The organism is Methylocystis sp. IM3 (assembly GCF_038070105.1).
Taxonomy (GTDB): domain Bacteria; phylum Pseudomonadota; class Alphaproteobacteria; order Rhizobiales; family Beijerinckiaceae; genus Methylocystis.
Window position 1 is genome coordinate 302,501 of the sequence record NZ_JBBPBZ010000002.1, and the last position, 23,595, is coordinate 326,095.

Annotated in this window: 17 protein-coding genes, 2 tRNA genes and 2 rRNA genes (1 of these 21 running past the window's edge); 5 read left to right on the forward strand and 16 right to left on the reverse strand. The window is 63.9% G+C overall.

What is annotated here, in order from left to right; all coding sequences use genetic code 11:
* The 3 genes from WOC76_RS03215 to WOC76_RS03225 form a co-directional block, all read left to right on the forward strand.
* Positions 1-2,369 (forward strand): 23S ribosomal RNA (locus WOC76_RS03215); it begins 482 nt to the left of the window's first position.
* 76 nt (positions 2,370-2,445) lie between these two features.
* Positions 2,446-2,561 (forward strand): 5S ribosomal RNA (gene rrf / locus WOC76_RS03220).
* Positions 2,562-2,647: 86 nt separating this feature from the next.
* Positions 2,648-2,724: transfer RNA gene (locus tag WOC76_RS03225), tRNA-Met, on the forward strand.
* 154 nt (positions 2,725-2,878) lie between these two features.
* On the opposite strand, the gene rfbD is transcribed toward WOC76_RS03225, so the two are convergent.
* The 11 genes from rfbD to WOC76_RS03280 form a co-directional block, all read right to left on the reverse strand.
* The gene (gene rfbD, locus WOC76_RS03230) at positions 2,879-3,763 is read right to left on the reverse strand and encodes a dTDP-4-dehydrorhamnose reductase (protein ID WP_341108705.1); all 885 of its coding nucleotides are present in this window, start codon (positions 3,761-3,763) and stop codon (positions 2,879-2,881) included.
* A 98-nt stretch (positions 3,764-3,861) separates the two neighbouring features.
* Complete coding sequence (locus WOC76_RS03235; protein WP_341389613.1) at positions 3,862-6,558, reverse strand: nitrate reductase; 2,697 nt, start codon at positions 6,556-6,558, stop codon at positions 3,862-3,864.
* A gap of 10 nt (positions 6,559-6,568) precedes the next feature.
* The gene (locus tag WOC76_RS03240) at positions 6,569-8,167 is read right to left on the reverse strand and encodes a sulfite reductase subunit alpha (protein WP_341103916.1); all 1,599 of its coding nucleotides are present in this window, start codon (positions 8,165-8,167) and stop codon (positions 6,569-6,571) included.
* The gene (locus WOC76_RS03245) at positions 8,164-9,918 is read right to left on the reverse strand and encodes a NirA family protein (protein ID WP_341103915.1); all 1,755 of its coding nucleotides are present in this window, start codon (positions 9,916-9,918) and stop codon (positions 8,164-8,166) included. The genes WOC76_RS03240 and WOC76_RS03245 overlap by 4 nt, the downstream gene beginning before the upstream one ends.
* Position 9,919: 1 nt before the next feature.
* The gene (locus WOC76_RS03250; protein WP_341389614.1) at positions 9,920-11,146 is read right to left on the reverse strand and encodes an NAD(P)/FAD-dependent oxidoreductase; all 1,227 of its coding nucleotides are present in this window, start codon (positions 11,144-11,146) and stop codon (positions 9,920-9,922) included.
* Positions 11,146-11,940, reverse strand: a complete 795-nt coding sequence (locus WOC76_RS03255) for an ABC transporter ATP-binding protein (protein WP_341103913.1) — start codon at positions 11,938-11,940, stop codon at positions 11,146-11,148. Before WOC76_RS03255 ends, WOC76_RS03250 begins: the two co-directional genes overlap by 1 nt.
* 11 nt (positions 11,941-11,951) lie before the next feature.
* Entirely contained in the window at positions 11,952-12,842 is an 891-nt protein-coding gene (gene ntrB, locus WOC76_RS03260) for a nitrate ABC transporter permease (protein ID WP_341103912.1), read from the reverse strand.
* A 19-nt stretch (positions 12,843-12,861) separates the two neighbouring features.
* Entirely contained in the window at positions 12,862-14,172 is a 1,311-nt protein-coding gene (locus WOC76_RS03265; RefSeq protein WP_341103910.1) for a CmpA/NrtA family ABC transporter substrate-binding protein, read from the reverse strand.
* Positions 14,173-14,475: 303 nt separating this feature from the next.
* Positions 14,476-15,630 (reverse strand): CmpA/NrtA family ABC transporter substrate-binding protein, encoded by a 1,155-nt coding sequence (locus WOC76_RS03270; RefSeq protein ID WP_341103909.1) that lies wholly within the window; start codon positions 15,628-15,630, stop codon positions 14,476-14,478.
* Entirely contained in the window at positions 15,627-16,199 is a 573-nt protein-coding gene (locus WOC76_RS03275) for an ANTAR domain-containing response regulator (RefSeq protein ID WP_341103907.1), read from the reverse strand. The genes WOC76_RS03270 and WOC76_RS03275 overlap by 4 nt, the downstream gene beginning before the upstream one ends.
* 165 nt (positions 16,200-16,364) lie before the next feature.
* A tRNA-Thr gene (locus WOC76_RS03280) sits at positions 16,365-16,439 on the reverse strand.
* A 254-nt stretch (positions 16,440-16,693) separates the two neighbouring features.
* Between WOC76_RS03280 and WOC76_RS03285 the strand changes: the two genes are divergently transcribed.
* Positions 16,694-17,047 carry a transposase gene (locus tag WOC76_RS03285; RefSeq protein WP_341103906.1) on the forward strand — a complete coding sequence of 118 codons (354 nt, stop codon included), beginning with the start codon at positions 16,694-16,696 and terminating at the stop codon, positions 17,045-17,047.
* Positions 17,048-17,057: 10 nt separating this feature from the next.
* Here WOC76_RS03285 and WOC76_RS03290 read toward each other — a convergent pair whose 3' ends face one another.
* From WOC76_RS03290 to WOC76_RS03300, 3 genes are all read right to left on the reverse strand, one after another.
* Positions 17,058-17,903, reverse strand: a complete 846-nt coding sequence (locus tag WOC76_RS03290) for a transglutaminase family protein (RefSeq protein WP_341103905.1) — start codon at positions 17,901-17,903, stop codon at positions 17,058-17,060.
* A gap of 33 nt (positions 17,904-17,936) precedes the next feature.
* A complete protein-coding gene (locus tag WOC76_RS03295) occupies positions 17,937-18,884 on the reverse strand; it encodes an alpha-E domain-containing protein (protein WP_341108704.1) in 948 nt (315 codons plus the stop codon).
* Between the two features lie 140 nt (positions 18,885-19,024).
* Positions 19,025-20,467 (reverse strand): circularly permuted type 2 ATP-grasp protein, encoded by a 1,443-nt coding sequence (locus WOC76_RS03300; RefSeq protein WP_341431267.1) that lies wholly within the window; start codon positions 20,465-20,467, stop codon positions 19,025-19,027.
* Positions 20,468-20,674: 207 nt separating this feature from the next.
* On the opposite strand from WOC76_RS03300, the gene WOC76_RS03305 reads away from it, so the two are divergent.
* Complete coding sequence (locus tag WOC76_RS03305) at positions 20,675-22,810, forward strand: carbohydrate porin (protein WP_445928471.1); 2,136 nt, start codon at positions 20,675-20,677, stop codon at positions 22,808-22,810.
* A gap of 3 nt (positions 22,811-22,813) precedes the next feature.
* On the opposite strand, the gene WOC76_RS03310 is transcribed toward WOC76_RS03305, so the two are convergent.
* Both WOC76_RS03310 and WOC76_RS03315 read right to left on the reverse strand, forming a co-directional pair.
* Positions 22,814-23,098 carry a hypothetical protein gene (locus tag WOC76_RS03310; RefSeq protein ID WP_341103902.1) on the reverse strand — a complete coding sequence of 95 codons (285 nt, stop codon included), beginning with the start codon at positions 23,096-23,098 and terminating at the stop codon, positions 22,814-22,816.
* Entirely contained in the window at positions 23,095-23,571 is a 477-nt protein-coding gene (locus tag WOC76_RS03315; protein WP_341103901.1) for a glutathione peroxidase, read from the reverse strand. Before WOC76_RS03315 ends, WOC76_RS03310 begins: the two co-directional genes overlap by 4 nt.
* Positions 23,572-23,595: the final 24 nt, after the last annotated feature.

Consider the following 23,595-nt stretch of genomic DNA (forward strand, 5'->3'; position numbering starts at 1 on the left):
TCTGAACATGGGGAGACCACTCTCCAAGCCTAAGTACTCCTCAGCGACCGATAGTGAACAAGTACCGTGAGGGAAAGGTGAAAAGCACCCCGACGAGGGGAGTGAAACAGTCCCTGAAACCGGATACCTACAAACAGTCGGAGCCCAAGGTTTGTCCTGGGTGACGGCGTACCTTTTGTATAATGGGTCAGCGACTTAAAGTAACGAGCAAGCTTAAGCCGGTAGGCGTAGGCGCAGCGAAAGCGAGTCTGAACAGGGCGTTCAGTTCGTTGCTTTAGACCCGAAACCGAGTGATCTAGCCATGAGCAGGTTGAAGGTGCGGTAACACGCACTGGAGGACCGAACCGGTGTCTGTTGAAATAGACTCGGATGACTTGTGGTTAGGGGTGAAAGGCCAACCAAACTCGGAAATAGCTGGTTCTCCGCGAAAGCTATTTAGGTAGCGCCTCGCATGAATTCTCCAGGGGGTAGAGCACTGGATGGGCTAGGGGGTCCCACAGACTTACCAAACCCAACCAAACTCCGAATACCTGGAAGAAGTGTGCGGGAGACACACGGTGGGTGCTAACGTCCATCGTGGAGAGGGAAACAACCCAGACCAACAGCTAAGGCCCCTAATTCGTGGCTAAGTGGGAAAGGATGTAAGAATCCCAAAACAACCAGGAGGTTGGCTTAGAAGCAGCCATCCTTTAAAGAAAGCGTAACAGCTCACTGGTCTAAATAAGGGTTCTCGCGCCGAAGATGTAACGGGGCTCAAGCCACGAGCCGAAGCTTTGGGTTCATCCGCAAGGATGAGCGGTAGCGGAGCGTTCCGTAAGCTGGTGAAGGAGTAGCCGTGAGGCGCTCTGGAGGCATCGGAAGTGCGAATGCTGACATGAGTAACGAGAAACACTGTGAAAGACAGTGTCGCCGAAAGTCCAAGGGTTCCTGCGTAAAGTTAATCTTCGCAGGGTTAGCCGGTCCCTAAGGCGAGGCCGAAAGGCGTAGTCGATGGGAATCACGTTAATATTCGTGAGCCAGTGGAAGGTGACGCGTGACGAAAGTCGTGAGGACTTACTGGATTGTCCTTGCGGCCTGGTTGCGCCAGGAAATAGCCTCCACATCAGACCGTACCCGAAACCGACACAGGTGGACTGGTAGAGTATACCAAGGCGCTTGAGAGAATGACGTTGAAGGAACTCGGCAATTTACCTCCGTAACTTCGGGATAAGGAGGCCTTCGGTTTGGGCAACCAGATCGGAGGGGCACAGACCAGGGGGTGGCAACTGTTTAACAAAAACACAGGGCTCTGCGAAATCGCAAGATGACGTATAGGGTCTGACGCCTGCCCGGTGCCGGAAGGTTAAGAGGAGAGGTGCAAGCCTTGAATTGAAGCCCCGGTAAACGGCGGCCGTAAATATAACGGTCCTAAGGTAGCGAAATTCCTTGTCGGGTAAGTTCCGACCTGCACGAATGGCGTAATGACTTCCCCGCTGTCTCCAACGTCAGCTCAGTGAAATTGAATTCCCCGTGAAGATGCGGGGTTCCTGCGGTCAGACGGAAAGACCCCGTGCACCTTTACTGTAACTTTGCATTGGCATTCGTGTCGGCATGTGTAGGATAGGTGGTAGGCTTTGAAGCATGGGCGCCAGCTCGTGTGGAGCCACCCTTGAAATACCACCCTTATCGTCATGGATGTCTAACCGAGGCCCGTCATCCGGGTCCGGGACAATGCATGGTAGGCAGTTTGACTGGGGCGGTCGCCTCCCAAAGAGTAACGGAGGCGCGCGATGGTGGGCTCAGAGCGGTCGGAAATCGCTCGTCGAGTGCAATGGCATAAGCCTGCCTGACTGCGAGACAGACAAGTCGAGCAGAGACGAAAGTCGGTCATAGTGATCCGGTGGTCCCTCGTGGAAGGGCCATCGCTCAACGGATAAAAGGTACGCCGGGGATAACAGGCTGATAACCCCAAGAGTCCATATCGACGGGGTTGTTTGGCACCTCGATGTCGGCTCATCACATCCTGGGGCTGGAGAAGGTCCCAAGGGTTCGGCTGTTCGCCGATTAAAGTGGTACGTGAGCTGGGTTCAGAACGTCGTGAGACAGTTCGGTCCCTATCTGCCGTGGGTGTAGGAGAATTGAGAGGATTTGTCCCTAGTACGAGAGGACCGGGATGAACATACCTCTGGTGGACCTGTTGTGGCGCCAGCCGCAGTGCAGGGTAGCTATGTATGGACGGGATAACCGCTGAATGCATCTAAGCGGGAAACCCACCTCAAAACGAGTTCTCCCTCGAGAGCCGTGGAAGACGACCACGTTGATAGGCCGGGTGTGGAAGCGCGGCGACGCGCGTAGCTTACCGGTACTAATAGCTCGATCGGCTTGATCGCTCTCATTTATCAACGCCCATCCTCATAACAGTGAGGACGGCTGGAAAGACCCTTGCTTCAATATGTGTTTCGCCGGCCTGGTGGCCTTCGGCGAAGCGATCAGACCCGATCCCATCCCGAACTCGGCCGTCAAACGCTTCCGCGCCAATGGTACTATGTCTCAAGACCTGGGAGAGTAGGTCGTCGCCAGGCCTGCCAAACACATAAATCAGCCTCTTCCGATCCAAACATAAAAGCGCCGCCCACTTCCGCGGCGCTTTTTAGCGTCAGTCCCTCGGCGCGGGGTGGAGCAGCCCGGTAGCTCGTCAGGCTCATAACCTGAAGGTCGCAGGTTCAAATCCTGCCCCCGCATCCAAGGACTTCAAAAATTAGCAAAAAATCGAAAATAGACGGCGGAGCATCCGCTAGGCATCGCCGCAGCGCGCGCGAAAGCATGTTTCCCATGCGAGGCTTCCCGCGCTTCAATTATTGACCAGTGTTCGCACGCTCCCAACCGCGCAGGATGAAATTCATCCTGCGCTTCCAAGGAGACGCGCGACGCAGCTTCCCAGCGATGGGCGCCACGGCGGTAATCGTAGCCCGTAGCGCGCGATGAGCTTTCCATTGTCCAGCCGCGAATTCGCCGGCCGTCGTGCGGGCGTCGGGTAATCGGCTGTGGTGATGTGCTTGACGTGGACGGGACGGCGTCCGCGCCGCTCCGCCTCGGCGAAGGTCGCCTCCGCGACGTCGGCCCAACTCGCCTCGCCTGCGCCGGAGAGATGAAAAACGCCCCGCAAATCCGGCGCAGGGTCGTCGACCAGGCGACGGGCGAGGATGAAAATCGCATCGGCGATGTCGATCGCGCTCGTGGGATTGCCGATCTGGTCGGCGACGACCGAGATTTCGTCGCGCGTTTCTCCGAGGCGCAGCATGGTTTTGACGAAATTCACTCCGAAAGGGCTGTAGACCCAGGCCGTTCGCAAAATGACGTGATTGTCATGGGCTGCGGCGATCCCTTGCTCGCCCGCCAGCTTGGAGCGCCCGTAGGCGCTCGTCGGCCCCGTGGGGTCGTCCTCGCGATAGGGGCGGTCCAAGGTGCCATCGAAAACGTAATCGGTCGACAGATGAAGCAGCGGCACATTCAGCTCGGCCGCCGCCTCGGCGACGTGAGCGGCGCCCGCGCCATTGATGCGCATGGCGATCTCCGCTTCGCTCTCAGCCTTGTCCACGGCCGTATAGGCGGCCGCATTGACGATGGCGTCGCAGCGGGCATGACGCAGGCCCGCGAGAACGGCGTTCCGCAGGCCGAGATCCAGCTGAGGGCGTCCCAGCGCCGTGATTTCAATGTCCTTCGCCGCGCGCTCGATCAGGGCGCTGACGACCTGGCCGGTGAGGCCGGTGACGGCGATTCGCAAAGTCATGACGCGCCTTTGTCCGGATGACGACTGGGGCAAAGTCTATCCCTTGCCGCTTGGTCGCGGCAAGGCGCGCGCGATTAAGCCTGGCCGCCAGCCTATTGCTTCATGAGCATGCGCCCGATCTCCGGAAGACAGGAGCCGCAATTCGTTCCCGCGCGCAGCATCCGGCCGATCTCTGCGGCGCTCTTGCAGCCCGTGGCTATGGCGGCTTTGATTTCTTTTTCGCTCACGCCAAAGCAGGCGCAGACGGCGTGACCTCCCGGCGCGTCGCGCGGCTCCTGACCATCGGACAGCAGCATGAAACGCTGCGAGGCGCTCATCCTCTCGATCGCGTTCAAATCAAACCCCGCGTCCGCTGCCGGCGCCGAGGGTCCAAGTGACAGGAACAATTCGGCGCGGTCGGCCAGAAAGGCCGCGGCGCGCAAAATTCCCCTGGCCTCATCGCTATATTCGATAACGTCCCGGGAGCAATTGCTTCGCATGAAGGCGAGCCAGAAGGCGCAGTCTTCGTCGCCTGCGACACGGTAACCGACGCCCCCCGCCACGGCGATGCGCGCCCACCAGATATTTCGAGGCAGCGCCAGCGGCTGCCGCGCCAGCAGGACGCCCTGGCGCGCAAATGCGCCGGGGGCGACCGCCGCCGGCGTCGCTTTCGATTCGGGCTGTCCGGAAAAAGGATCGACGCACGGCCGCACGAGCGCGCCGATCCGCGCCTGAGCGGATGTTTCGTCGGTCCAGTGAATCGGCGCAAATATCTGCCCGCTGGGCTGGCGCTCGGTCACGATCGCCCGCAAAACGCAGGAACCATGCTCAGTGGAGACGCGCGCAAAGCCGTGATCTTCGACGCCGAGAAGCCGTGCGTCGCCCGGATTGATTTCGACGAAGGGCTCGGGGGCGTGGCGGGCGAGGCGAGGACTCCTCCCCGTGCGGGTCATCGTATGCCATTGGTCGCGCACGCGCCCGGTGTTGAGCCGCATCGGAAATTCGGGGCTTGGCGCAGAGGCCAGCGCGGGGGGCGCGAGCGTGACGAACCGCGCGCGCCCATCGGGGGTATAAAACGGGCCCTTGTCGAAAAGCCGCGCGCGCCCGACCGTTTCGCCCGGCCCGATGGGCCATTGCGTCGGCTCCAAAGTATCGTAGGCGTCGTCGCTCAAATGGGCGAGGGCGCCGATGTCGAAGTCGCGCGCCCCCTCGTTCTCGAAAGCGGAAAGGGCGGCATGTTCGCGAAAGACGTGCGCCGCCGAGTGAAAGTCGAAGCCCGGAAAACCGAGCCTGCGGGCAAAACCGGCGAAGATCGCCCAATCGGCTCGCGTCTCTCCGGGCGCGGAAAGGAAGGGGCGCTGCCGGGAAATCCGGCGCTCCGAATTCGTCACCGTTCCATTTTTCTCGCCCCAGGCGTGGGCGGGGAGCAGAATATGCGCGCCGCTGTTGATCGTGTCGTTGGACGCCACATTGTCGGAAACGACGAGGAGATCGAGCGTTCCCAATGCCGCGCGCGCGGCGTCTGCGTCCGGCAGCGAGGCCGCCGGATTTGCGCCCGCGATCCAAAGCGCCTTGATCTCTCGCCGCGCGATCGCCTCGAACATCTCGACGGCCTTGCGTCCCTCCCGTTCGGCCATCCGTGGCGCCCGCCAGAACCGTCGAACCCGGTCGACGCTCTCGGGCTCGAACCCCATATGGGCCGCGAGGCTGTTCGCGAGGCCGCCCACCTCGCGACCGCCCATGGCGTTCGGCTGACCCGTGAGCGAAAAGGGCGACGCTCCGACTTTTCCGATGCGGCCGGCGGCGAGGTGGCAATTGACGATGGCGTTGACCTTGTCTGTTCCCTGCGCCGACTGGTTCACGCCCTGAGAGAAGGCGGTGACCACGCGCGACGTCTGCGCGAACATTTCGAAAAAGACCGCAACGTCGGTTTCGTGCAGGCCGGCCGCGGCCGCTGTCGCCGCGACCGTCGGAGAGATGCCTCGCGCCTGCTCGAGAACCGCCTGGAAGCCGTCGGTGCGCCGCTCGATGAAATCCTCGTCGAGGGCTCCGTTTTTCGCAAGATGGACAAGCAGGCCGCAAAACAGCGCCTGATCCGCGCCCGGCGCGATCTGAAGAAAAAGATCGGCGCTTTCCGCCGTCGCCGTTCGGCGTGTGTCGATGACGACGAGGCGGGCGCCCCGCGCGTCGCGATTTCGCAACATTCGTTGGAAGAGGACGGGGTGGCACCACGCGGCGTTCGACCCCACGAGCACGATCAGATCCGCAGCGTCGAGATCCTCGTAGCAGGCGGGCACGGCGTCCGCGCCAAAGGCGCGCTTTTGTCCCGCGACCGCGGACGCCATGCAGAGTCTCGAATTGGTGTCGACATTCGCCGAACCGATGAAGCCTTTCATCAGCTTGTTGGCGACATAGTAATCTTCCGTGAGCAGTTGACCGGAGAGATAAAAGGCGACGGCGTCGGGCCCATGGCGATCGATGATGCGCCTGAATCCCCCGGCTGCGGCGTCGAGAGCGCTCTCCCAGGACACCCGCTCGAAACGCCCATCCCCAAGCCGCCGCATGGGATGCAGCAGGCGACCCTCGAGGCCGAGCGTTTCCCCCAGAGCGGCCCCTTTGGAACACAGGCGCCCGAAATTCGACGGATGGGACGGATCGCCGGAGACGTCGCCGCCGCCCGCGTCATTGGCGGATGCAAGGACGCCGCATCCCACGCCGCAATAAGGGCAGGTCGTTCGCGTCGCCGTCGCGCGGGGCGAGAGCGCAGCGGGCTCCGCGCCGGCGCTGGAGATTGAAACTACGTCGAGCATCGGACTTCCCTCAATAAACGTCCTGTTGGTAGCGGCCGGATTTCTTCAGTCCCGCCACGAAAGCGATCGCCTCGTCCACGCTGCGCGCGCCATATTCGGCGACGATGTCGACGAGCGCCCGCTCCACGTCCTTGGCCATGCGTTGCGCATCGCCGCAGACATAGAAATGCGCGCCCTCGGCGAGCCAGGCCCAAAGCTCGCGGCCCGCCTGGCGCATGCGATCCTGGACGTAGAATTTTTCTCCGCCGTCGCGCGACCAGGCGAGTGACAGCCGCGTCAGCAGGCCAGTCGCCTTCATCGCGTCGAACTCCTCGGCGTAGAAGAAATCATGGGCGGCGCGCTGATGGCCGAAAAACAGCCAGTTCCGTCCTGTCGCGCCAGTCGCTGCGCGCTCCTGCAGAAAGGCGCGAAACGGCGCGACGCCCGTTCCGGGACCCACCATGATGATCGGCCTGGATCCCTCGCCGGGCAGCGCGAAGCCGTGCGCCGCCTGCACATAGACCGGCAGCGTCTCGCCGGGCGCGATCCGTTCGGCGAGGAAAGTGGAGGCGACGCCCAGCCGCTTGCGCTTGCCGACAACGTAACGAACGGCGTCGACCGTGAGCGACAGACGCCCCGGCGCGGCTTTCGGAGACGACGAGATCGAATAGAGGCGCGGCTGCAGCGGTTCGAGCGCCTCGACGAAGGCTTCGGGATGCGGCCGCGCGCCGGGAAATTTTTGCAGCGCCGCGAGCACGTCGAGCGTCGCGGCGTCGCCGTCGGGATCCTCGCCCTGCGCCAGACGCCGGGCCTTCTCGCGCTCCGCGCCGCCGGTGACGAAGGAAATGAGGTCGAACAGCGCGTCCGGCGCAGGCGAAAGCGACAGATCGGTCTGCAATGTCTCGCGCAGGGTCTTGCCGCGCACGGGCGTCACATGCGAGGCGCCGAGCATGGCGATGATCTGATCGACCAGGCCCAGATTGTTTTTCACGAAGACGCCGAAGCTGTCGCCCGCGGCGTAATCCAGCCCGCTCTCCGATATGTCGAAGTCGAGATGCCAGGTCTCTTTCTCGGAGCCCCCCTTGTTCAGCCGCCGCCGGGCGAGGAACGTCGCGGCGACGGGCACGCCGCGCGAGCGCCCGGGCGCGCAGACCGGCGCGGCGTCCGGCTCGACGGCGGGGGCGGTCGTCGTGGCGGGCGCGTCGCGCATTTCTTCCGCGAGCGTTTTCAACATGCGCGCAGTCTCCTTGCCGCCCGGCGCGCAGAGATTGAGGCGCGCCTCTTTCCGCGACACGATCGCCTCGGCGTAGGCCTCGCAATTGTAACCGCATTGGCCGCAGTCCTGCTGCGCCATCGCGGCCATCAGACGCCTGCGCAAGGGCCGGCCGTCGGCGAGCTGCATGCGTTTGTCGAGGGCAAGCGTGGGATCGCGCCAGGGCGCCTCGCCGTCGTCATCGTCAGCGGCGGCGCCAGCCATGATGGCCTTTGCGCCTTCCGGGCTGAGCGGGGTGACGGCGGCGCCTTCCGGCGCCGCGAAGCCGGCGAAAAAGCCGTTGAGCCAGGCGCGCTGTTCGGTGGAGAAAGGCGCGGTTTCAGGAATGAGAAGGGCCGGCGGCGCAGTATGATTCATGCGGTCTCCTCTGCATCGGCGAGACGACGAATGGTCTCCGTTTCGACGCGTCGCGCGAAGGCGGCGAAATCCTCGGCCTCGCTCTCGCGATTTTTCCGATAGGCGCGAAGGAGGCTTGCGACGACGCGTGGGGCGTCCTCCGCGCGGATGTTGCGATAGAGTTCCCGGCCGATTGCGGCGTTATCGGCGAAGCCGCCGCCGACGACGATATGATACCCTTCCACCGCATCGCCTTCGTCATTGATCGGAACGCGTGCGCCGATCAGGCCGATGTCGCCGATGTAATGCTGCGCGCAGGAGTGATGGCAGCCCGTGAGATGTATGTTCACCGGCGTATCGACGGGCGCCGCGCGCTCGCAGCAGTCGGCGATTTCCACGGCGTGGCGTTTCGTGTCCGCGGCGGCGAAACGGCAGCCGGAACTGCCCGTGCAGGCGACGAGGCCGGCCCGGATAGGCGACGCGCGCGTGTAGAGACCGAGCGCCTCGATCGCCGCCTCCGCCTGCGCGACCTTTTCCGCGCCGACGCCCGTCAGCAGCAAATTCTGCCAGACGGTGAGCCGCACGCCGCCGTCGCCATATTTCGCCGCCACATCGGCCAATCCCCTGGCCTGCGCGGGGGTCAGCCGGCCGGCCGGCAGGCCGACGCCAATCCACCGCAGGCCCGGCTGCTTTTGCTCGTGCACGCCGATATGGGCGCCGCGGTCCTGTCGCGGGCGCGGAAGGATCGCGCCAGCCGGGCTGCGCAAGAGCCTGCGTTGGAGTTTTTCCTCGACGGCCGCCAGGAATTTTTCGAAACCCCAGGCGTCCAGCAGATACTTCAGCCGCGCCCTGGCGCGGTTGGCGCGGTCGCCGTGGTCGATGAAGACGCGGAGAATTCTGTCCGCGACCTCGATCGCCTCGTCGGGCCGCACGATCACGCCCGTGTCGCGCGCGAAATCCTTGTGCCCCGTGACGCCGCCGAGCGTCAGCCGGAAATAGACGCCGGGAGGCGCGTCATGGCCCGCCGCGATCTCAACGGCCTGAAAGCCGATGTCGTTCGTGTCTTCCAGCGCGCCGATCAGGCCCGCCCCGTCGAAGGCGATGTTGAATTTGCGAGGCAGACCGAAGAGCGAGCGGTCATTGAGGATGTGATGGTGCATCGCGCGCGCATAAGGGCGCGTGTCGATCAGCTCCTGCGGATCGACGCCCGCGGTCGGGGTTCCCGTGATATTGCGGATATTGTCGGCGCCGGCGCCTTTCGACCAGAGGCCGAGATCCTGCACCGCCTCCACGACATTGACGGCGTCCGACGGCGCGATCTCGCGGATCTGAACATTGGCGCGCGTTGTCACATGCAGATAGCCGCCGCCGAAATTTTCCGAAAGACCGGCAAGTCCAGCCAGCTGCCAATGCGTCAGCGCGCCATTGGGAATGCGCAGCCGGCACATATAGGCGTCCTGCGCCGGAGCGACATAGAAGAGGCCGTAATAACGCCAGCGAAAATTGTCCGCGGGCTTGGGCGGGCGGTTCTCCCGCGCCTGTGTGACGAGACGCGGATAGGCGTCGAAAGGATGTTCCTCGCGCTTCCACTTCTCCTGATCGCAAAGCTTCGCGCCCGAGGCGGCGGCGCGATCCTGCGCTTCCAGCAGCGCGGCCTCCGGACCCGGCGTCCTGCCCTGCGTTGCGGGAGAGACGCCGCGGCCGCGCGCCGCGAGGCCGGCCGCGAAGCCCTCGAGATAGCGTTTCTGATCGAGTGTGAAGTCAATAGTCATGTCAGGCGGCCTCCTGAAGGCGCGGCGCGCCGAACATCAGCTGATCGCGCACGTTTGCAACGCTTCGGCCGGAGCGGATGAGATCAAGACAATCGCGGGCGCCGCTCGTCTCGCCCAAAAGAATGGCGCCGGTCAGCCTGTCGCCCTCGACGACGAGCTTCCTGTAGACGCCCATGCGCGGGTCCTTGCAGTACAAGACGTCCGCGCCCGGCCGCCCGAGATGGTCGCCGGCGGAAAAGACCCGCACCCCCGAGACTTTGAGATTGGTGGAGACGACGCTCCCTCCATACTGCGCCTCATGGCCGGCAAGGCGCGCGGCAAGAACCCGCGCCTGTTCATAGGCCGGCTCCACCAGCCCGTAACAGACGCCCCGATGTTCGGCGCATTCGCCCAGTGCGAATATGTCCGGGTCGTCGGTCACGAGGCCGTCGTTCACGATGACGCCACGGTTTACGGCGAGGCCTGCGTCATGGGCGAGCTCGGCATTGGCGCAAACGCCGACGGCGAAGACGACAGCGTCGGCCTCGAGGGCCGATCCGTCGGCGAATTCGACTTGCTCGACCCGCCCCGCGCCGGCGATGCGCTTCGTGTCGGCGCCGAGCAGGACGCGGACGCCGGTCGTTTCGACGAGAGTTTTCAGGAGCGCACCGCCGTCGGCGTCGAGCTGGCGCTCCATCAGCCGGTCCATCACATGGGCGAGCGTCACTCTAGCGCCGCGCCGTACGAGCCCATGCGCGGCCTCGAGCCCAAGCAGGCCGCCGCCAATGACGAGGACATTCTTGCCGTTGGCGCCGAGCCGCGACAGCGCTTCGACATCCGCAAGGTCGCGAAACGTATGGACGCCCGGAAGCCTGGCGCCGTCGATATCCAATCGCAGGGCCCGCGACCCTGTGGCGAGCACGAGTTTGCAATAGGAAAGGCGGGCGCCGTCGTCGAGCCGCACCTTGCGCGCGACGCGGTCGATCTCCACCGCCCGGCGCCCACGCAGAAACTCGACGCCGGCCGAGCGCCACCACTGCTCGGGCTTCAGCGCGATGTCGGCAATGTCGGCCTCGCCCGCAAGCACACAGGAGAGCAGGACGCGATTATAGGCAGGTTGCGGCTCCTCCCCCACCACGGTGATGCGATAGCGTCCGGGCGCCGCCGCCGTCACCTCTTCGATGAGCCGCGTCGCGGCCATGCCGCCGCCAACGACGACGAGTCTTTCCGGGTTCCCGCGATTTTCCATCACGCCGCCTCCACGTAGCGATGACGTTCGTAGAGGAACTGCAACACGCGCTGGCGGCAGGCGAGATAGACCGGATCCGTTGCGAGCGCGATGCGGTCGCGCGGGCGGGGCAGCGCAACGTCGAGCACCTCGCCGATGGTCGCCTGCGGCCCATTCGTCATCATCACGATACGGTCGGACAGGAGAACCGCCTCGTCGACGTCGTGCGTGACCATCATCACCGTATTGCCGAGGCTGTCCTGTAGCGCCATCACCTGGTCCTGCAAATGCGCCCGCGTCAGAGCGTCGAGTGCGCCGAAAGGCTCGTCGAGCAGCAGGACTTTCGGCTGCATCGCAAGGGCGCGCGCAATGCCGACGCGTTGTTTCATGCCGCCCGAGATTTCACCTGGCCGCTTGTCCTTCGCCTCGAGCATGCGCACGAGCTCCAGATTCCGCAGGGTCCAGTCGCGCCGCTCGGCGCGGCTCGCCGAGGAGCCAAAGACCTTGTCCACGGCCAGCCGCACATTGTCGTAGGCGGAGAGCCAGGGAAGAAGCGAGTGGTTCTGGAACACGACGGCGCGGTCCGGACCGGGCGCGTCGACTTCCTGTTCCTCGAGCAGGACGACGCCGTTCGTCGCGCGCGTCAATCCGGCGACGATATTGAGAAGCGTGGATTTACCGCAGCCGGAATGGCCGATGATGGAGATGAACTCTCCCTTTTCGACCCGCAGCGAGACATTTTCGAGAACCCTGGCGGTCTTCCCGCCGCTCGTGAAGATTTTGTCGACGTTTTCGATCTTGAGATAACCGGGCATTGTTCGCCTCCCTAGTTCGTCTGCATGCCGCGCGTCGCGAGATAGCCGAGAAGAGCGACGAGACGATCGAGGATGAATCCCGTGACGCCGATATAGGCGAGCGCAACGAAGATGTCGGGCAGTCGCGATGAGTTCCAGGCATCCCAGATGAAGAAGCCGACGCCGACGCCGCCCGTGAGCATTTCGGCGGCGACGATGGCGAGCCAGGAGAGGCCAATGCCGATGCGCAGGCCCGTGAAGATATAGGGAGCCGCGGAGGGGATCATGATCTTCCAGAAGAACTCGAGCTGGTTGAGACGCAGCACCGCCGCGACGTTGCGGTAATCTTGCGGAATGTTCCTGATGCCGACGGCGGTGTTGATGATGATCGGCCAGATCGAGGTGATGAAGATCACGAAGATGGCCGACGGCTGGCTATCGCGGAAGGCGGCGAGCGAGATCGGCAGCCACGCGAGCGGAGGCACGGTGCGCAACACCTGAAAAATCGGATCGAGACCGCGCGTCGCCCACTGTGACTGACCGACAAAGGCGCCGAGAAGCACCCCCGCGACGCTCGCAAGCCCGAAACCGACCGCAACGCGCCGCAGGGATGTGACGACGCGCCACCCCAATCCCATGTCCTGCGAGCCTGCCTGGTAGAAAGGATGCAGAATGAGGTCGGACGCCTCTGACCAGATGCGCGCGGGCGAGGGAAGCGCCGCAGTCGGCCTGGCGCAGAGAAGCTGCCAGACGAGAAGAAGCAGCGCGAGCGTGATCAGCGGGGGCAGGAGCGCGGCGAAGAACGCCTTGATCGGTTCCTTGTATTTGATCAGCAACGGCGTGCGGCGGCGTCGGAAGGCTTCCTCGATTTCGTCGTCGTAGATGGCTGGCGTGCGCTCATCGCGCGTGAGGGGCATCGTCATGCTGCTCTCTTTTCCTTTTTCAGGCCACGGCGCGCTTGATGGATTGGCTTTTCAGATAATCGAGCGGTCTTTCGGGATCGAAGACCTTCCCGTCGAAGAAGGTCTCCTTCCCGCGCGACGTCGAGGAGGGAATGTCCCTTTGCGAGACTCCGGCGGTCTTTGCCGCTTCGCGCCATATGTCTTCGCGATTGACCTTGGCGACGAGGCCCTTGATGTCGGTCTTCGGATCCAGCTTTCCCCAGCGGATTTCCTCTGTAACGAACCAGGCGTCATGGCTCTTGAAAGGATATGAGGCGTTGTCGCGCCAGAATTTCATCCCGTATGTCGTGCCTTTCTCCGCGCGGCCCGCGCCGTAATTGATGTCGCCTTTCAGGCGGCCCGCAATGTCGGAGGCCGGCGCATTGAGCCATTGCCGGCGTCCGATGATCGTCGCGACTTCGGCTTTGTTTTCATTCCTGTCGCACCATTGCTGCGCCTCGATCACGGCGGCGACGAGCGCCCGAGCGGCTTTTGGATTCCTGTCGACCCATTCCGCGCGCATGCCGAGCGCCTTCTCGGGATGTTTTTGCCACAGCTCGCTCGTCGTGCAGGCCGAGTAGCCGACGCCCTGCGTGACGAGCTGCTCGTTCCAGGGCTCGCCGACGCAGAAGGCGTCCATATTGCCGACCTTCATATTCGCGACCATTTGCGGCGGCGGAACCACGATGGTGGAGACGTCCTTGTCGGGGTCTATGCCCGCCGCCGCGAGCCAGTAACGAAGCCAGAGATCATGCGTGCCGCCGGGGAAGGTCATGGCGACCTTGACCTCTTTTCCCTGGGCTTTCTTTTGCGCGAAAGCGGCTTTCAGCGCATCCGCCTTTACGGTCGCCTTGAGATCCACATATTCGTTGGAGACCGAAATCCCCTGGCAATCGAGGTTGAGCCACGCGAGGATATACATCGGCGTCGGCGTGTTGTTCTGCGTCACCTTGCCCGTGGCGATGAGGAAGGGCATGGGCGTCAGAATATGGGCGCCGTCGACGCCGTTGGACGCGCCGCCGAGAACGAGATTGTCGCGGGTCGCGCCCCACGACGCCTGTTTGACGACCTCGACATCGGGCATCCCGTATTTTGCGAAGAGTCCCTTTTCCTTCGCGACAATGAGCGGCGCTGCGTCCGTGAGGGCGATGTAGCCAAGGACCGCTTTCGTCGTCTCGGGACCCGCCGACTCGGCGAACACGCCGCGCGGCGCGCCGGTCGCGGCCGCCGCCACAGTGGCCGCCGCGCCTTTCAGCACGCTTCTTCGATCGAGCATCGCCCCTGCTGAAAGACCGCCTGATCTCGTCGACATCGATTACCTCCGATCCTGCGCGCCGCGCGTGTGGCGAAAAAAAAGCCGCTGCGCGAAAAGTCCGAAAGCTTCGGACGTTTTCGTCACAGCGGCGTTGCTGCATGAGCCCTTCGATGGGCTCCGCGCCACGAGCGGCGCGTTCAAGAACTCAATTGCAATAGCGGCGCCAAGTCGGGCTCATGCGGCGAACGCCACTCAAAACAAGGGGGCGGGCTTGAACGGGGGCGTCCGGGCGCGCCTTGTTCGGCGCCGCGGCGCTGGGCGTAGGGCGCCAAACCATGAGGCCGAACGACTTCAAAAAAGTCACTCGGGCTTCGCGCCAATTGCGAAGCCCGCGACATAGGCCGGGATGTCGCCGGCGTCGAAGGAAGGACCGGCGAAGGCCGTGATGGGACGCGGCGCGGTTTTATGCGCGCAGCCCTCGGCCCTGTCGAAAAAGCAAGGATCGAACACGCGTTTCGACGCGCCAAGGGCGTCGATCGACAAGCGCGCCTGCCCCCAGCGCGCCATCTGCGCATAGAGCCAGGCCGCCTGATAGGGAAAGGGACGGCCGAGGACACGGTCGCCAAGCATCAGATCGCCGTCGGCGCCGGGAGTCGATGCATTCCGGCGGTCGTAGAGGATGCGACGGAGTATCCGCGCCTCGACGCCAACCCGGTTCGGGCGTGCGAGTATCGACGCGACTTCCTCGTCATTCTGTGGCGATGCGATGAAATCCGAAGCTTTCAGACAGGCGTTGATGAGCGCGACGACGAGCGAGGGCTCGTCTTTGGCCATGCGCTCCCGCATCGCCAGGGTCTTCTCCGGGGTCGGGCTGAAGATCCTGCTTGCGGAGTGGAGAATGACGCCGACGCCGGCTTCCGCGGCGACCTCGCTCCAGGGAGCGCCGACGCAGAAGCCGTCGACCTGTCCCTTGGCGAGATTTTCCGCCATGAAGGGCGGCGGCAGCACGACAAGGCGAAGATCCCGATCAGGATCGACGCCTCCTTGAGCCATCCAGTAGCGCAACTGGTAATTATGCGCAGAGAAGGGAAACGTCATGCCGAAGGTCAGCGGCTCAGCGCCACGCCGCTCGCCTTCGTGGATGATTTTTTCCAGGGCGCGGGCGCTGACGGACGGGTCGGCGATATCGCCGTCCGCGGCCGCAAGCAGGCGGGCATGGAGATCGCGCGAGACTGTTATGGCGTTGCCGTTGAAGGCCAGATTGAAGGGCGCCACGAGCGCGACTCTCGCCTGGTTGAGGCCGAGCGTCGCGGCGATGGCCATCGGCGCAAGGAGATGCGCTGCGTCATAATGGCCGATGGCGAGACGATCGCGAATGTTGGACCAGGACACCTCGCGCACGAGCTCGACGTCGAGGCCCTCGACCGCCGCAAAACCCTTGTCGACCGCAATGAAGAGACTGGCCGCATCGACAAGCGGCATGAATCCGATCTTGATCGGACGGCGGGACATCATTTCAGCAACTCCGACGCCGTAATGACGGACTGTGCGATATCGGCGATTCTCTTGTTCTCGCGCATGGCGACGCCGCGCAGCAGCCGATAGGCCTCGTCCTCCGACAGGTTTTTGGACTTCATCAAAATCCCCTTGGCGCGGTCGATCGTCTTGCGCGCCAGCAAATCCGATTTCGCACGCTCGAGTTCGCTTTGCAGGCTCGCGAAGGCGTTGAATCGCGAGATGCAGAGGTCGAGGATCGACCTGATCCGTTCTTTCTTCAGGCCGTCGACGATATAGGCGGAGACGCCGGCGTCCACCGACGCCTGAATCGAGGCTGCGTCCGACTGATCGACGAACATGGCGACCGGCCGCCGGACGGCGCGGCTGACCTGGAACATCTGTTCGAGTTCGTCGCGGGAGGGGTTTTCCAGATCGATCAGAATGACGTCGGGGTCGATGGCGTAGACGCGCTTGAGCAGATTGTGCGTCTGCGCGATGCGCTCGACTTCGACAAACCCCGCTTCCCGCAAACCCTCCTCGAGGATCGCGGCCCGGATCGGACTTTCATCGACGATAACAATTTTCAATTTTGCGCCCGTAACATCTTCGCGTGCGGCGCTGCAAGAAGCGGTCCAACCGCGCAGGCATGTGTTGGAAAAATCGGATGAATTACCGGGTCGATGGCCCTGCGCGGCGGCAGACGCCCTTGCCCATTCCGGGAAGACGCTCGCGCAGCGGCTTCGATGAGAGAATGGTGCTGCAAGAGAGGATTGAACTCTCGACCTCTCCCTTACCAAGGGAGTGCTCTACCACTGAGCTACTGCAGCGCTGGGTTTTCGTACCTCGCAGCCTTCGGCCGCGCGGACAAGCGCCTTGTGCCACAGCCCGGCGCGAGTCGCAAGCGTGGTGACGGGGGCGTCGGCTGGCGCCTCCCACGCGGCTGCGTCGTGGTCTGTCCGCGGCGTTAACGAAAAATTTACGGCAAAGCTTATGTTGACAAGAATGCAACCTCCGGTAGCATAAGCTTGACTGTGATTTGGGGCCAGGGGCTGGCCTTGCTCGGTCAATGACGGAGGCTGGGGTGGACGACAAAATCTTGACGGACGAGCTTTGGACGGCGGTTGCGCCGCTTCTTCCGGGGAAAGAAGGGGATCCCGGCTGCCACGGGCGCGATAACCGGCTGTTCCTGGAGGGCGTGTTCTGGGTCGCGCGCACGGGGTCGCCCTGGCGTGGCCTGCCCCCGGAATTCGGGAAGTGGTACACAACCTATACGCGTTACCACCGCTGGGAGAAAAAGGGCGTCTGGCCCAAGGTCGTCGAGGCGCTCCAGCGGCAGGGAGCCGCCGGGCTTCGTTATGACGAGGCGGGCCTGCGCTGGGCCGAACTGGCGCCGGCGATCGAATGCGAGGCCGGGCCGGACAGGGTGGCGGCCTGAAGGCCTTATCCTACTGGGCCTGGCTCTGACTTTGGCTTGGACTTGGGCTTTGGGCGACGCTCGGCGCCACGCGCACCTTCACCCCCATCGTCTCGCCCGCGCCCCCCGCGCGGGCGCCCCGAACGGGGGCGGCGCCCAGATAGTCGAGCCCGGTCGCCAGGCGCAGATGGCGCTCGCCGGGCGAAAGGCCATGGGCTGGATCGAAGCCGACCCAGCCGAGGCCCGCGACATGGGCTTCCGCCCAGGCGTGGCCCGCGACCTGCGCGTCGCCGTCGCTTCTCAGATAATAGCCGCTGACATAGCGCGCCGGCGCGTCGATCGCCCGCGCGCAGGCGATGAAAAGATGTGCGAAGTCCTGACACACGCCCTTGCGCGCGTCGAAGGCTTCGACCGCGGTCGTCGCGGCGTGGGTCGCGTCCGTGTCGAAGTTCATCTCCGCGTAAATCGCCGCCAAAAGCGCATGGAGCCGGGACAGATCGTCGCCGCCGCGTGCGGTCTCCCGTGCGAAATCGAGGATTTCGGCGCTGGGCGCGGTCAGTGGCGTCTGCCGCATGTAGAGCGCCGGCGGAAAGCGTTCGAGCGCGCCCGAGGCGACGCCGGCCGTGTCGAAAGTGGCGATTTCCCCCTCGACCGTGGTCGTGATCGAGTCGAGCGGCCCATCGGCCGTGAAACGATGGAGGATGTTGCCAAAGGCGTCCTCGGCGCTGGTCAGCCGGCAATCGCGGTCGACCTCGATGCGCCAGTTCTTGACATGCTGGCCGTCAAAATTGCGGGGCGTCAGCCGCAGATGCTGGATGACGGACTTGGCCGGCTTGAGGTAACGATAGGTGGTTTCGTGGCGGATGCGGATGCGCATCTTGAAACTCCGGTGAGAACGCGCTCTCGAGAGTCAGAAGAGATATTGTTCCGTTATGAGCGCCCCGAGGCGGTTGTTCTCGCTGAGGAATCCCTGGACGAATTCGTGAAGGCCGCCCTGGAAGACGCTTTCCATGGTGAGCGCTTCGAGCTTGCCATATGTGCTGCGCGCCTGGCGCTGCGCGCCGCCCTGCCGACCATGGGCGCGGGCGAGATTGTCGAGGTTGCGCACGATGCTTTCATAGCAGGAAATGAGCGAACGCGGCATCTCGGGACGCAGGATGAGAAGATCGGCCACAAGCCAGGGTTTCATGCTGGTGCGATAAACCCAGTGGTACGCCGTATGCGCGGAGACCGCGCGCAGGATCGCCGACCATTGAAAATAATCCAGCGAGCCGCCGACGATCTCCTTCTCCGGCAGCAGCACGTGATATTTCACGTCCAGCAGACGGGCGGTGTTGTCCGCGCGCTCGACGAAGAGGCCGACGCGCGAGAACCAATAGGCGTCGTTGCGCAGCATGGTCCGATAGGCGCCGCCGTCATAGGTGAGGGACGTCTGCTTCACGAATTCGAGGAAGCGGCCCAGTTCGTCCGACGAATAGGCGCCGCGGCGCGCCTCCATCGCCTTCATCTCGAGATAGGCGCCGTTGATGGCCTCCCACATTTCGACGGTGAGCGCCGTGCGCACGGCGCGCGCATTGGTGCGCGCGCATTCGATGCAATTGCGAATCGAACTCGGATTCTCGCGTGAAAAGGTGAGAAACTCGATGACATTGGCCTCGCTGAGCGGCTGGCCGGCGGCTTCGAAAGCCTGCGCGGCCCCGGAGGACAAGAGCACGCTTCCCCATTCCGTGTCGGCGCCGCCATAGGTTTTCGGCAAGGCGGCGAGTCGGCGCGACGCTTCGATCGCGCGGGCCAGGAAATCTGCGCGCTCCATATAGCGGGCGAGCCAGTAGAGATTGTCGGCTGTGCTCGAAAGCATGTGTCGTTCCGTCTGCGCGCGCTCGCGCCTGATGTCTTTTCTGATCGTCGAGAGCGGCGCGGGGAGGCGGGGCGCGGCGTCGCCGGCTTCGCCATACATGCGCCGCTCGAAATCCTCGAAGGCGTGAAGACCGTCCAGCATCATGCAGCTCCCGCTGCGTCGTCGATCACCCATGTGTCCTTGGTTCCGCCCCCCTGGCTCGAATTCACGACGAGAGACTTCTCGGTCATGGCGACGCGCGTGAGGCCTCCCGGCACGACGCACACGCCATTCGCGCCTTGCAGGACGAAAGGCCGCAGATCGACATGGCGCGGCGCAACGCCCTGCGCGACGGAGATCGGACAGGTGGACAGGGCAAGCGTCGGCTGCGCGATGAAATTGTCGGGCTGCGCTTTCAGCTTGGCGCGGAATTCCTCGATCTGACCCCGCGAGGCGTGCGGCCCGACGAGCATGCCGTAGCCACCCGAGCCGTTCACTTCCTTGACCACAAGCTCGTCCAGATGGTCGAGCACATAGGCGAGGGCCTCGGGTTCGCGGCAGCGCCAGGTGGGCACGTTCTGGAGCAGCGGCTCTTCCCCGAGATAGAAGCGGATGATGTCGGGCATGTAAGTATAAATCGCCTTGTCGTCGGCGACGCCCGTGCCCACTGCATTGGCGAGCGTCACATTGCCCGCATGATAGGCGCCGATCAGCCCGGCGACGCCCAGCGCCGAATCGGGCCGGAACGTCAGCGGATCGAGGAAGTCGTCGTCGATGCGTCGGTAGATCACGTCGACGCGGCGCGGTCCTTCCGTGGTCCGCATATAGACGACGTCGTCCTTGACGAAGAGGTCGCGGCCTTCGACGAGCTCCACGCCCAACTTGTCGGCCAAGAAAGAGTGTTCGTAATAGGCGGAGTTGAAGGAGCCCGGCGTCATCAGCGCGATGGTCGGGTCGCTCGCCGCGCGTGGCGGCGCAACCGAGCGCAGTGTCGCGAGCAGCTTGTCGGGGTAGTCCTCGATCGGCGCCACGCGATGCATGGCGAAGAGATCGGGGAAGAGCCGCATCATCACCTCGCGGTTCTCCAGCATGTAGGAGACGCCGGACGGGGTGCGGGCGTTGTCCTCGAGCACATAGAAGCCGTGATCGTCGGTGCGTACGATGTCGACGCCGGCGATATGGACAAAGATGTCATGCGGCGCGCGCCGTCCCGCCATCTCAGGACAGTAGCCGGGATTGCGATAGACGAGTTCGCTCGGCACCTTGCCGGCCCTGAGAATGTCGCCCGCCCCGTAAATGTCCTTGAGGAACATGTTGAGGGCGGTGACGCGCTGCGCGAGGCCGCGCTCCAGCGCCGCCCATTCGCTGCGCGCGATGATGCGCGGCAGAATGTCGAAGGGAATGAGCCGCTCGGTCGCCTCTTGCGCGCCATAGACGGCGAAGGTGATGCCGATGCGGCGAAACAGCAATTCCGCCTGTTCGCGCCGGGAGGCCAGCAGGTCGGAAGGCGCGCCGTCGAGCCATTGCGCGAGCTTCAGATAGGGGGCGCGGGTCGCGCCGTCCGAACCCGCCATTTCATCGAATTGCGTCACACGAAGGTCCATCGACGCTCCTCTCCTTGCCGCGCGCCTCTGTTTGCGGGCGCGACGCAGACATGCTGCCGGATGGAGAGGAGACAAGAAGCGTGCCACTTGCAGGAGCCATGAACCGCCTCCGCCTGTCATTCGGACTGCACAGTGAAGCTTTATCGCGAGGCGAGAATCGACGCGGAATGGTTCCAAATCGCGGGCTTCTGCGTTACTGCGAGGGATATGAAAGCCGTGCGACGGTTTGCCGCCTGCCTGCTCCGCGCCTCCTCCTGCGTCGCCGCCTTGCTGGCCGCGCTGGGGGCGTCGACGCCGGCTTCGGCCGCTGGCGCGCCGCCTTTCAACTGGGCGGGTCTTTACCTCGGCGCCAGTCTCGGCGCCGCGCGGCCAGTCCATGGCGGAGAACGTCTCCAGGCGGTGGGCGGCGTCGATTTCCCCCGGCCCGATCTCTATCCGCCGTCTTTTGCACGCCTCGGCGTCTCGGTCGGCGCGCAGGCCGGCTACAATTGGCAAAGCGGCCCCTGGGTATGGGGTTTCGAGACGGATCTCAGCCTTCTCGACGGCCGCCGCGCCCCCATCGGCGCTTACCCTAGTTTTGGGGCCTATCCATATCCGCCGCTTTTTTCACTCGACGCGGGGCCCAGCGCCAATTTCTTCGCCAGCCTTCGCGGTCGCGCCGGCCTCGCCGTCGGCAGCGCGCTTTTCTATCTCACGGGCGGCGTCGCGGCTGGGGGCGCGCGCGGGCCGGCGACATTGTCGGTCGACGGCGCCCGATTGCCGGCCGGATGGTCGCAGTCCTCGCGGATGAAATTCGCGCTCGGCGCCGGTCTCGAATATGCGCTTTCTGAAGAGTGGTCGGCGCGCGGCGAATATCTCTTCCTCAGCCAGTCGCTGAACACGCAGACTTTCGATGACGGGAGCGGCCTCGCCTATGTCTCACGGGTGAAAAACGAGAATCACATCCTCAGATTCGGCCTCAACTATCACTTCGGTGAGGAGGACCGCATTCCGGGGCCCATTCGATATGGCGGCCGTAACGGGGATCGCAGCGGCCATGCCCCTGACGAGGCGGCCGGAGGCGTGAGCGAGGAGCTTTACAGCGTCCACGGCCAGACGACCAATGTCGGGCAGGCCTATCCGAAGTTTCCTGCCGCCTATGACGGCCCGAACAGCCTTCCCTCGCAGGGCAAGGCGAATCTGGGTTCGACATCCAATCTTTACATGGGTCTCAGACTCTGGCCGGGCGGCGCGGCCTATCTCAATCCCGAGATCGACGCCGGCTACGGGCTTGCGAACTCCGTCGGCGCCGCGTCCTATGTGGACGGCGCCGTCGCAAAAGTCGGCCGGGCGGCTCCCTATATGCGCTTCCAGCGCTACTTCCTGCGGCAGATCATCGGCCTCGACGGCTCGCAGACGGAGAGCGCCTCCGACGAAGGCTCGCGAAGCGAGGTGCTGGAGTCGACGCAGAACCAGATTTCGGGGCGGGTCGACAAGGACCGGATCATCGTCACGCTGGGCAAATTCGCGGTCGGCGACGTCTTCGACGACAACGTCTATGCGCATGATCCGACCACAGGCTTCCTGAATTTCGCCTTCAACAACATGGGCGCCTTCGATTATGCGGCTGACGCCTGGGGCTATACGCATGGTCTGGCGCTGGAGTGGAAACAGGACTGGTGGACCGCGCGCGGCGGCGTCTTTCAGCTCTCGACGGTTCCCAATAGCGACGACATCGAGCCCGTGCTGTTTCGGCAGTTCATGGCCGTTGCGGAGTTCGAGGCGCGTTACGAGCTACTCGGACAGCCGGGCGCCATCAAATTTCTCGGCTTCGGCGACAATGGCTTCCTCACCAGGGCGGACGACGCCATCCGCTACGCCTTCATCACCGGCGAATTCCCGCCGACCGTCGAGTCTTCGCGCCGGCGCGCCGTCAAAACAGGCGGCGGCGTCAATATCAAGCAGCAGCTCATGCCGCATCTGGGGTTCTTCCTGCGCGCGAGCATGGCGGACGGGCGTTTCGAGACTGTCGATTACACCGACATCGACCGCAGCATCGCCTTCGGACTTGTCGGCGGCGGCGCCTTATGGGGGCGCGATGACGACGAGATCGGCGCCGCAGTGGCCTTCAGCGGACTTCATGGAGATCGGGTCCGCTATTTCGGGCTCGGGGGATTGAGCGTCTATATCGGCGACGGCGCCCTGACCTATGGCGGCGAGAAGAATATGGAAGCCTATTACAAGGTGGGGTTTGGAAAGAATTTCGACGCGACCTTCGATTATCAGCTTTTGATCAATCCGGCGCACAACAGCGCGCGCGGGCCGGTGAACGTCTTCGGCCTGAGACTGCGCGCCGCCTTCTGACGGTCAGCGCAGATAATCCGGCAGGCGCGTCTCGAATTGTGGAAAATAGCGCGAGATCACGCTCACGTCGAAACGCGCCAGAATCGCTTCCTTCGGCTCTCGATCGAGCAGGAAGCGGAAGGCGGCCTCGATCGCCTGCTCGGCGGAAGCGCCGGGCGCGACGCGCGCAAGATAAGCCCGCGACAGCGTCACGTCGTGGCGCGTCTCGCTCTCGTCCTCGCGCACGGCGACCGCGAAGGTCATCGGGTCGCCGCCGGCGCTCTTGTTCACCTCGATCGTCGCGCTCACAGCGCCGCCTCTATGTCCTTTTCGAGCGATTGGGGCGTGTCGGTCGGCGCATAGCGCCGCACGACCTTGCCGCTGCGATCGACGAGGAACTTGGTGAAGTTCCACTTGATCGCCTCGGAGCCGAGTAGGCCCGGCGCCTCGCGCTTGAGCAGTTTGTAGAGCGGGTGCGTCTGTTCGCCATTGACGTCGATCTTGGCGAACATCGGAAAGCTCACGTCATAGGCCGTCGAGCAGAAGGACGCGATCTCGCTCTCGGAGCCCGGCTCCTGCGCGCCGAATTGGTTGCAGGGAAAGCCCAGCACGACGAAGCCCCGGCCGGCATATTTGCGATAGAGGGCTTCGAGCCCCTTGTATTGCGGGGTGAAGCCGCATTTGCTCGCCACATTGACGACGAGCAGCGTCTTTCCTTCATAATCCCGCAGGCTTTTCGTGGCGCCGTCGATGGCGCGGACCTCGATGTCGTAGAGCGTCATGCGCCTCTCCTTTGCTGGAAAGGC

Coding starts and splice junctions, on each gene's coding strand:
- WOC76_RS03235 (WP_341389613.1), bottom strand. CDS start 6,558: ATGCTCGACGTAGTTTCAATCTCCAGCGCCGGCGCGGAGCCCGCTGCG.
- WOC76_RS03240 (WP_341103916.1), bottom strand. CDS start 8,167: ATGAATCATACTGCGCCGCCGGCCCTTCTCATTCCTGAAACCGCGCCT.
- WOC76_RS03245 (WP_341103915.1), bottom strand. CDS start 9,918: ATGACTATTGACTTCACACTCGATCAGAAACGCTATCTCGAGGGCTTC.
- WOC76_RS03250 (WP_341389614.1), bottom strand. CDS start 11,146: ATGGAAAATCGCGGGAACCCGGAAAGACTCGTCGTCGTTGGCGGCGGC.
- WOC76_RS03255 (WP_341103913.1), bottom strand. CDS start 11,940: ATGCCCGGTTATCTCAAGATCGAAAACGTCGACAAAATCTTCACGAGC.
- ntrB (WP_341103912.1), bottom strand. CDS start 12,842: ATGACGATGCCCCTCACGCGCGATGAGCGCACGCCAGCCATCTACGAC.
- WOC76_RS03265 (WP_341103910.1), bottom strand. CDS start 14,172: ATGTCGACGAGATCAGGCGGTCTTTCAGCAGGGGCGATGCTCGATCGA.
- WOC76_RS03270 (WP_341103909.1), bottom strand. CDS start 15,630: ATGATGTCCCGCCGTCCGATCAAGATCGGATTCATGCCGCTTGTCGAT.
- WOC76_RS03290 (WP_341103905.1), bottom strand. CDS start 17,903: ATGCGCATCCGCATCCGCCACGAAACCACCTATCGTTACCTCAAGCCG.
- WOC76_RS03295 (WP_341108704.1), bottom strand. CDS start 18,884: ATGCTTTCGAGCACAGCCGACAATCTCTACTGGCTCGCCCGCTATATG.
- WOC76_RS03300 (WP_341431267.1), bottom strand. CDS start 20,467: ATGGACCTTCGTGTGACGCAATTCGATGAAATGGCGGGTTCGGACGGC.
- WOC76_RS03305 (WP_445928471.1), top strand. CDS start 20,675: ATGAAAGCCGTGCGACGGTTTGCCGCCTGCCTGCTCCGCGCCTCCTCC.
- WOC76_RS03315 (WP_341103901.1), bottom strand. CDS start 23,571: ATGACGCTCTACGACATCGAGGTCCGCGCCATCGACGGCGCCACGAAA.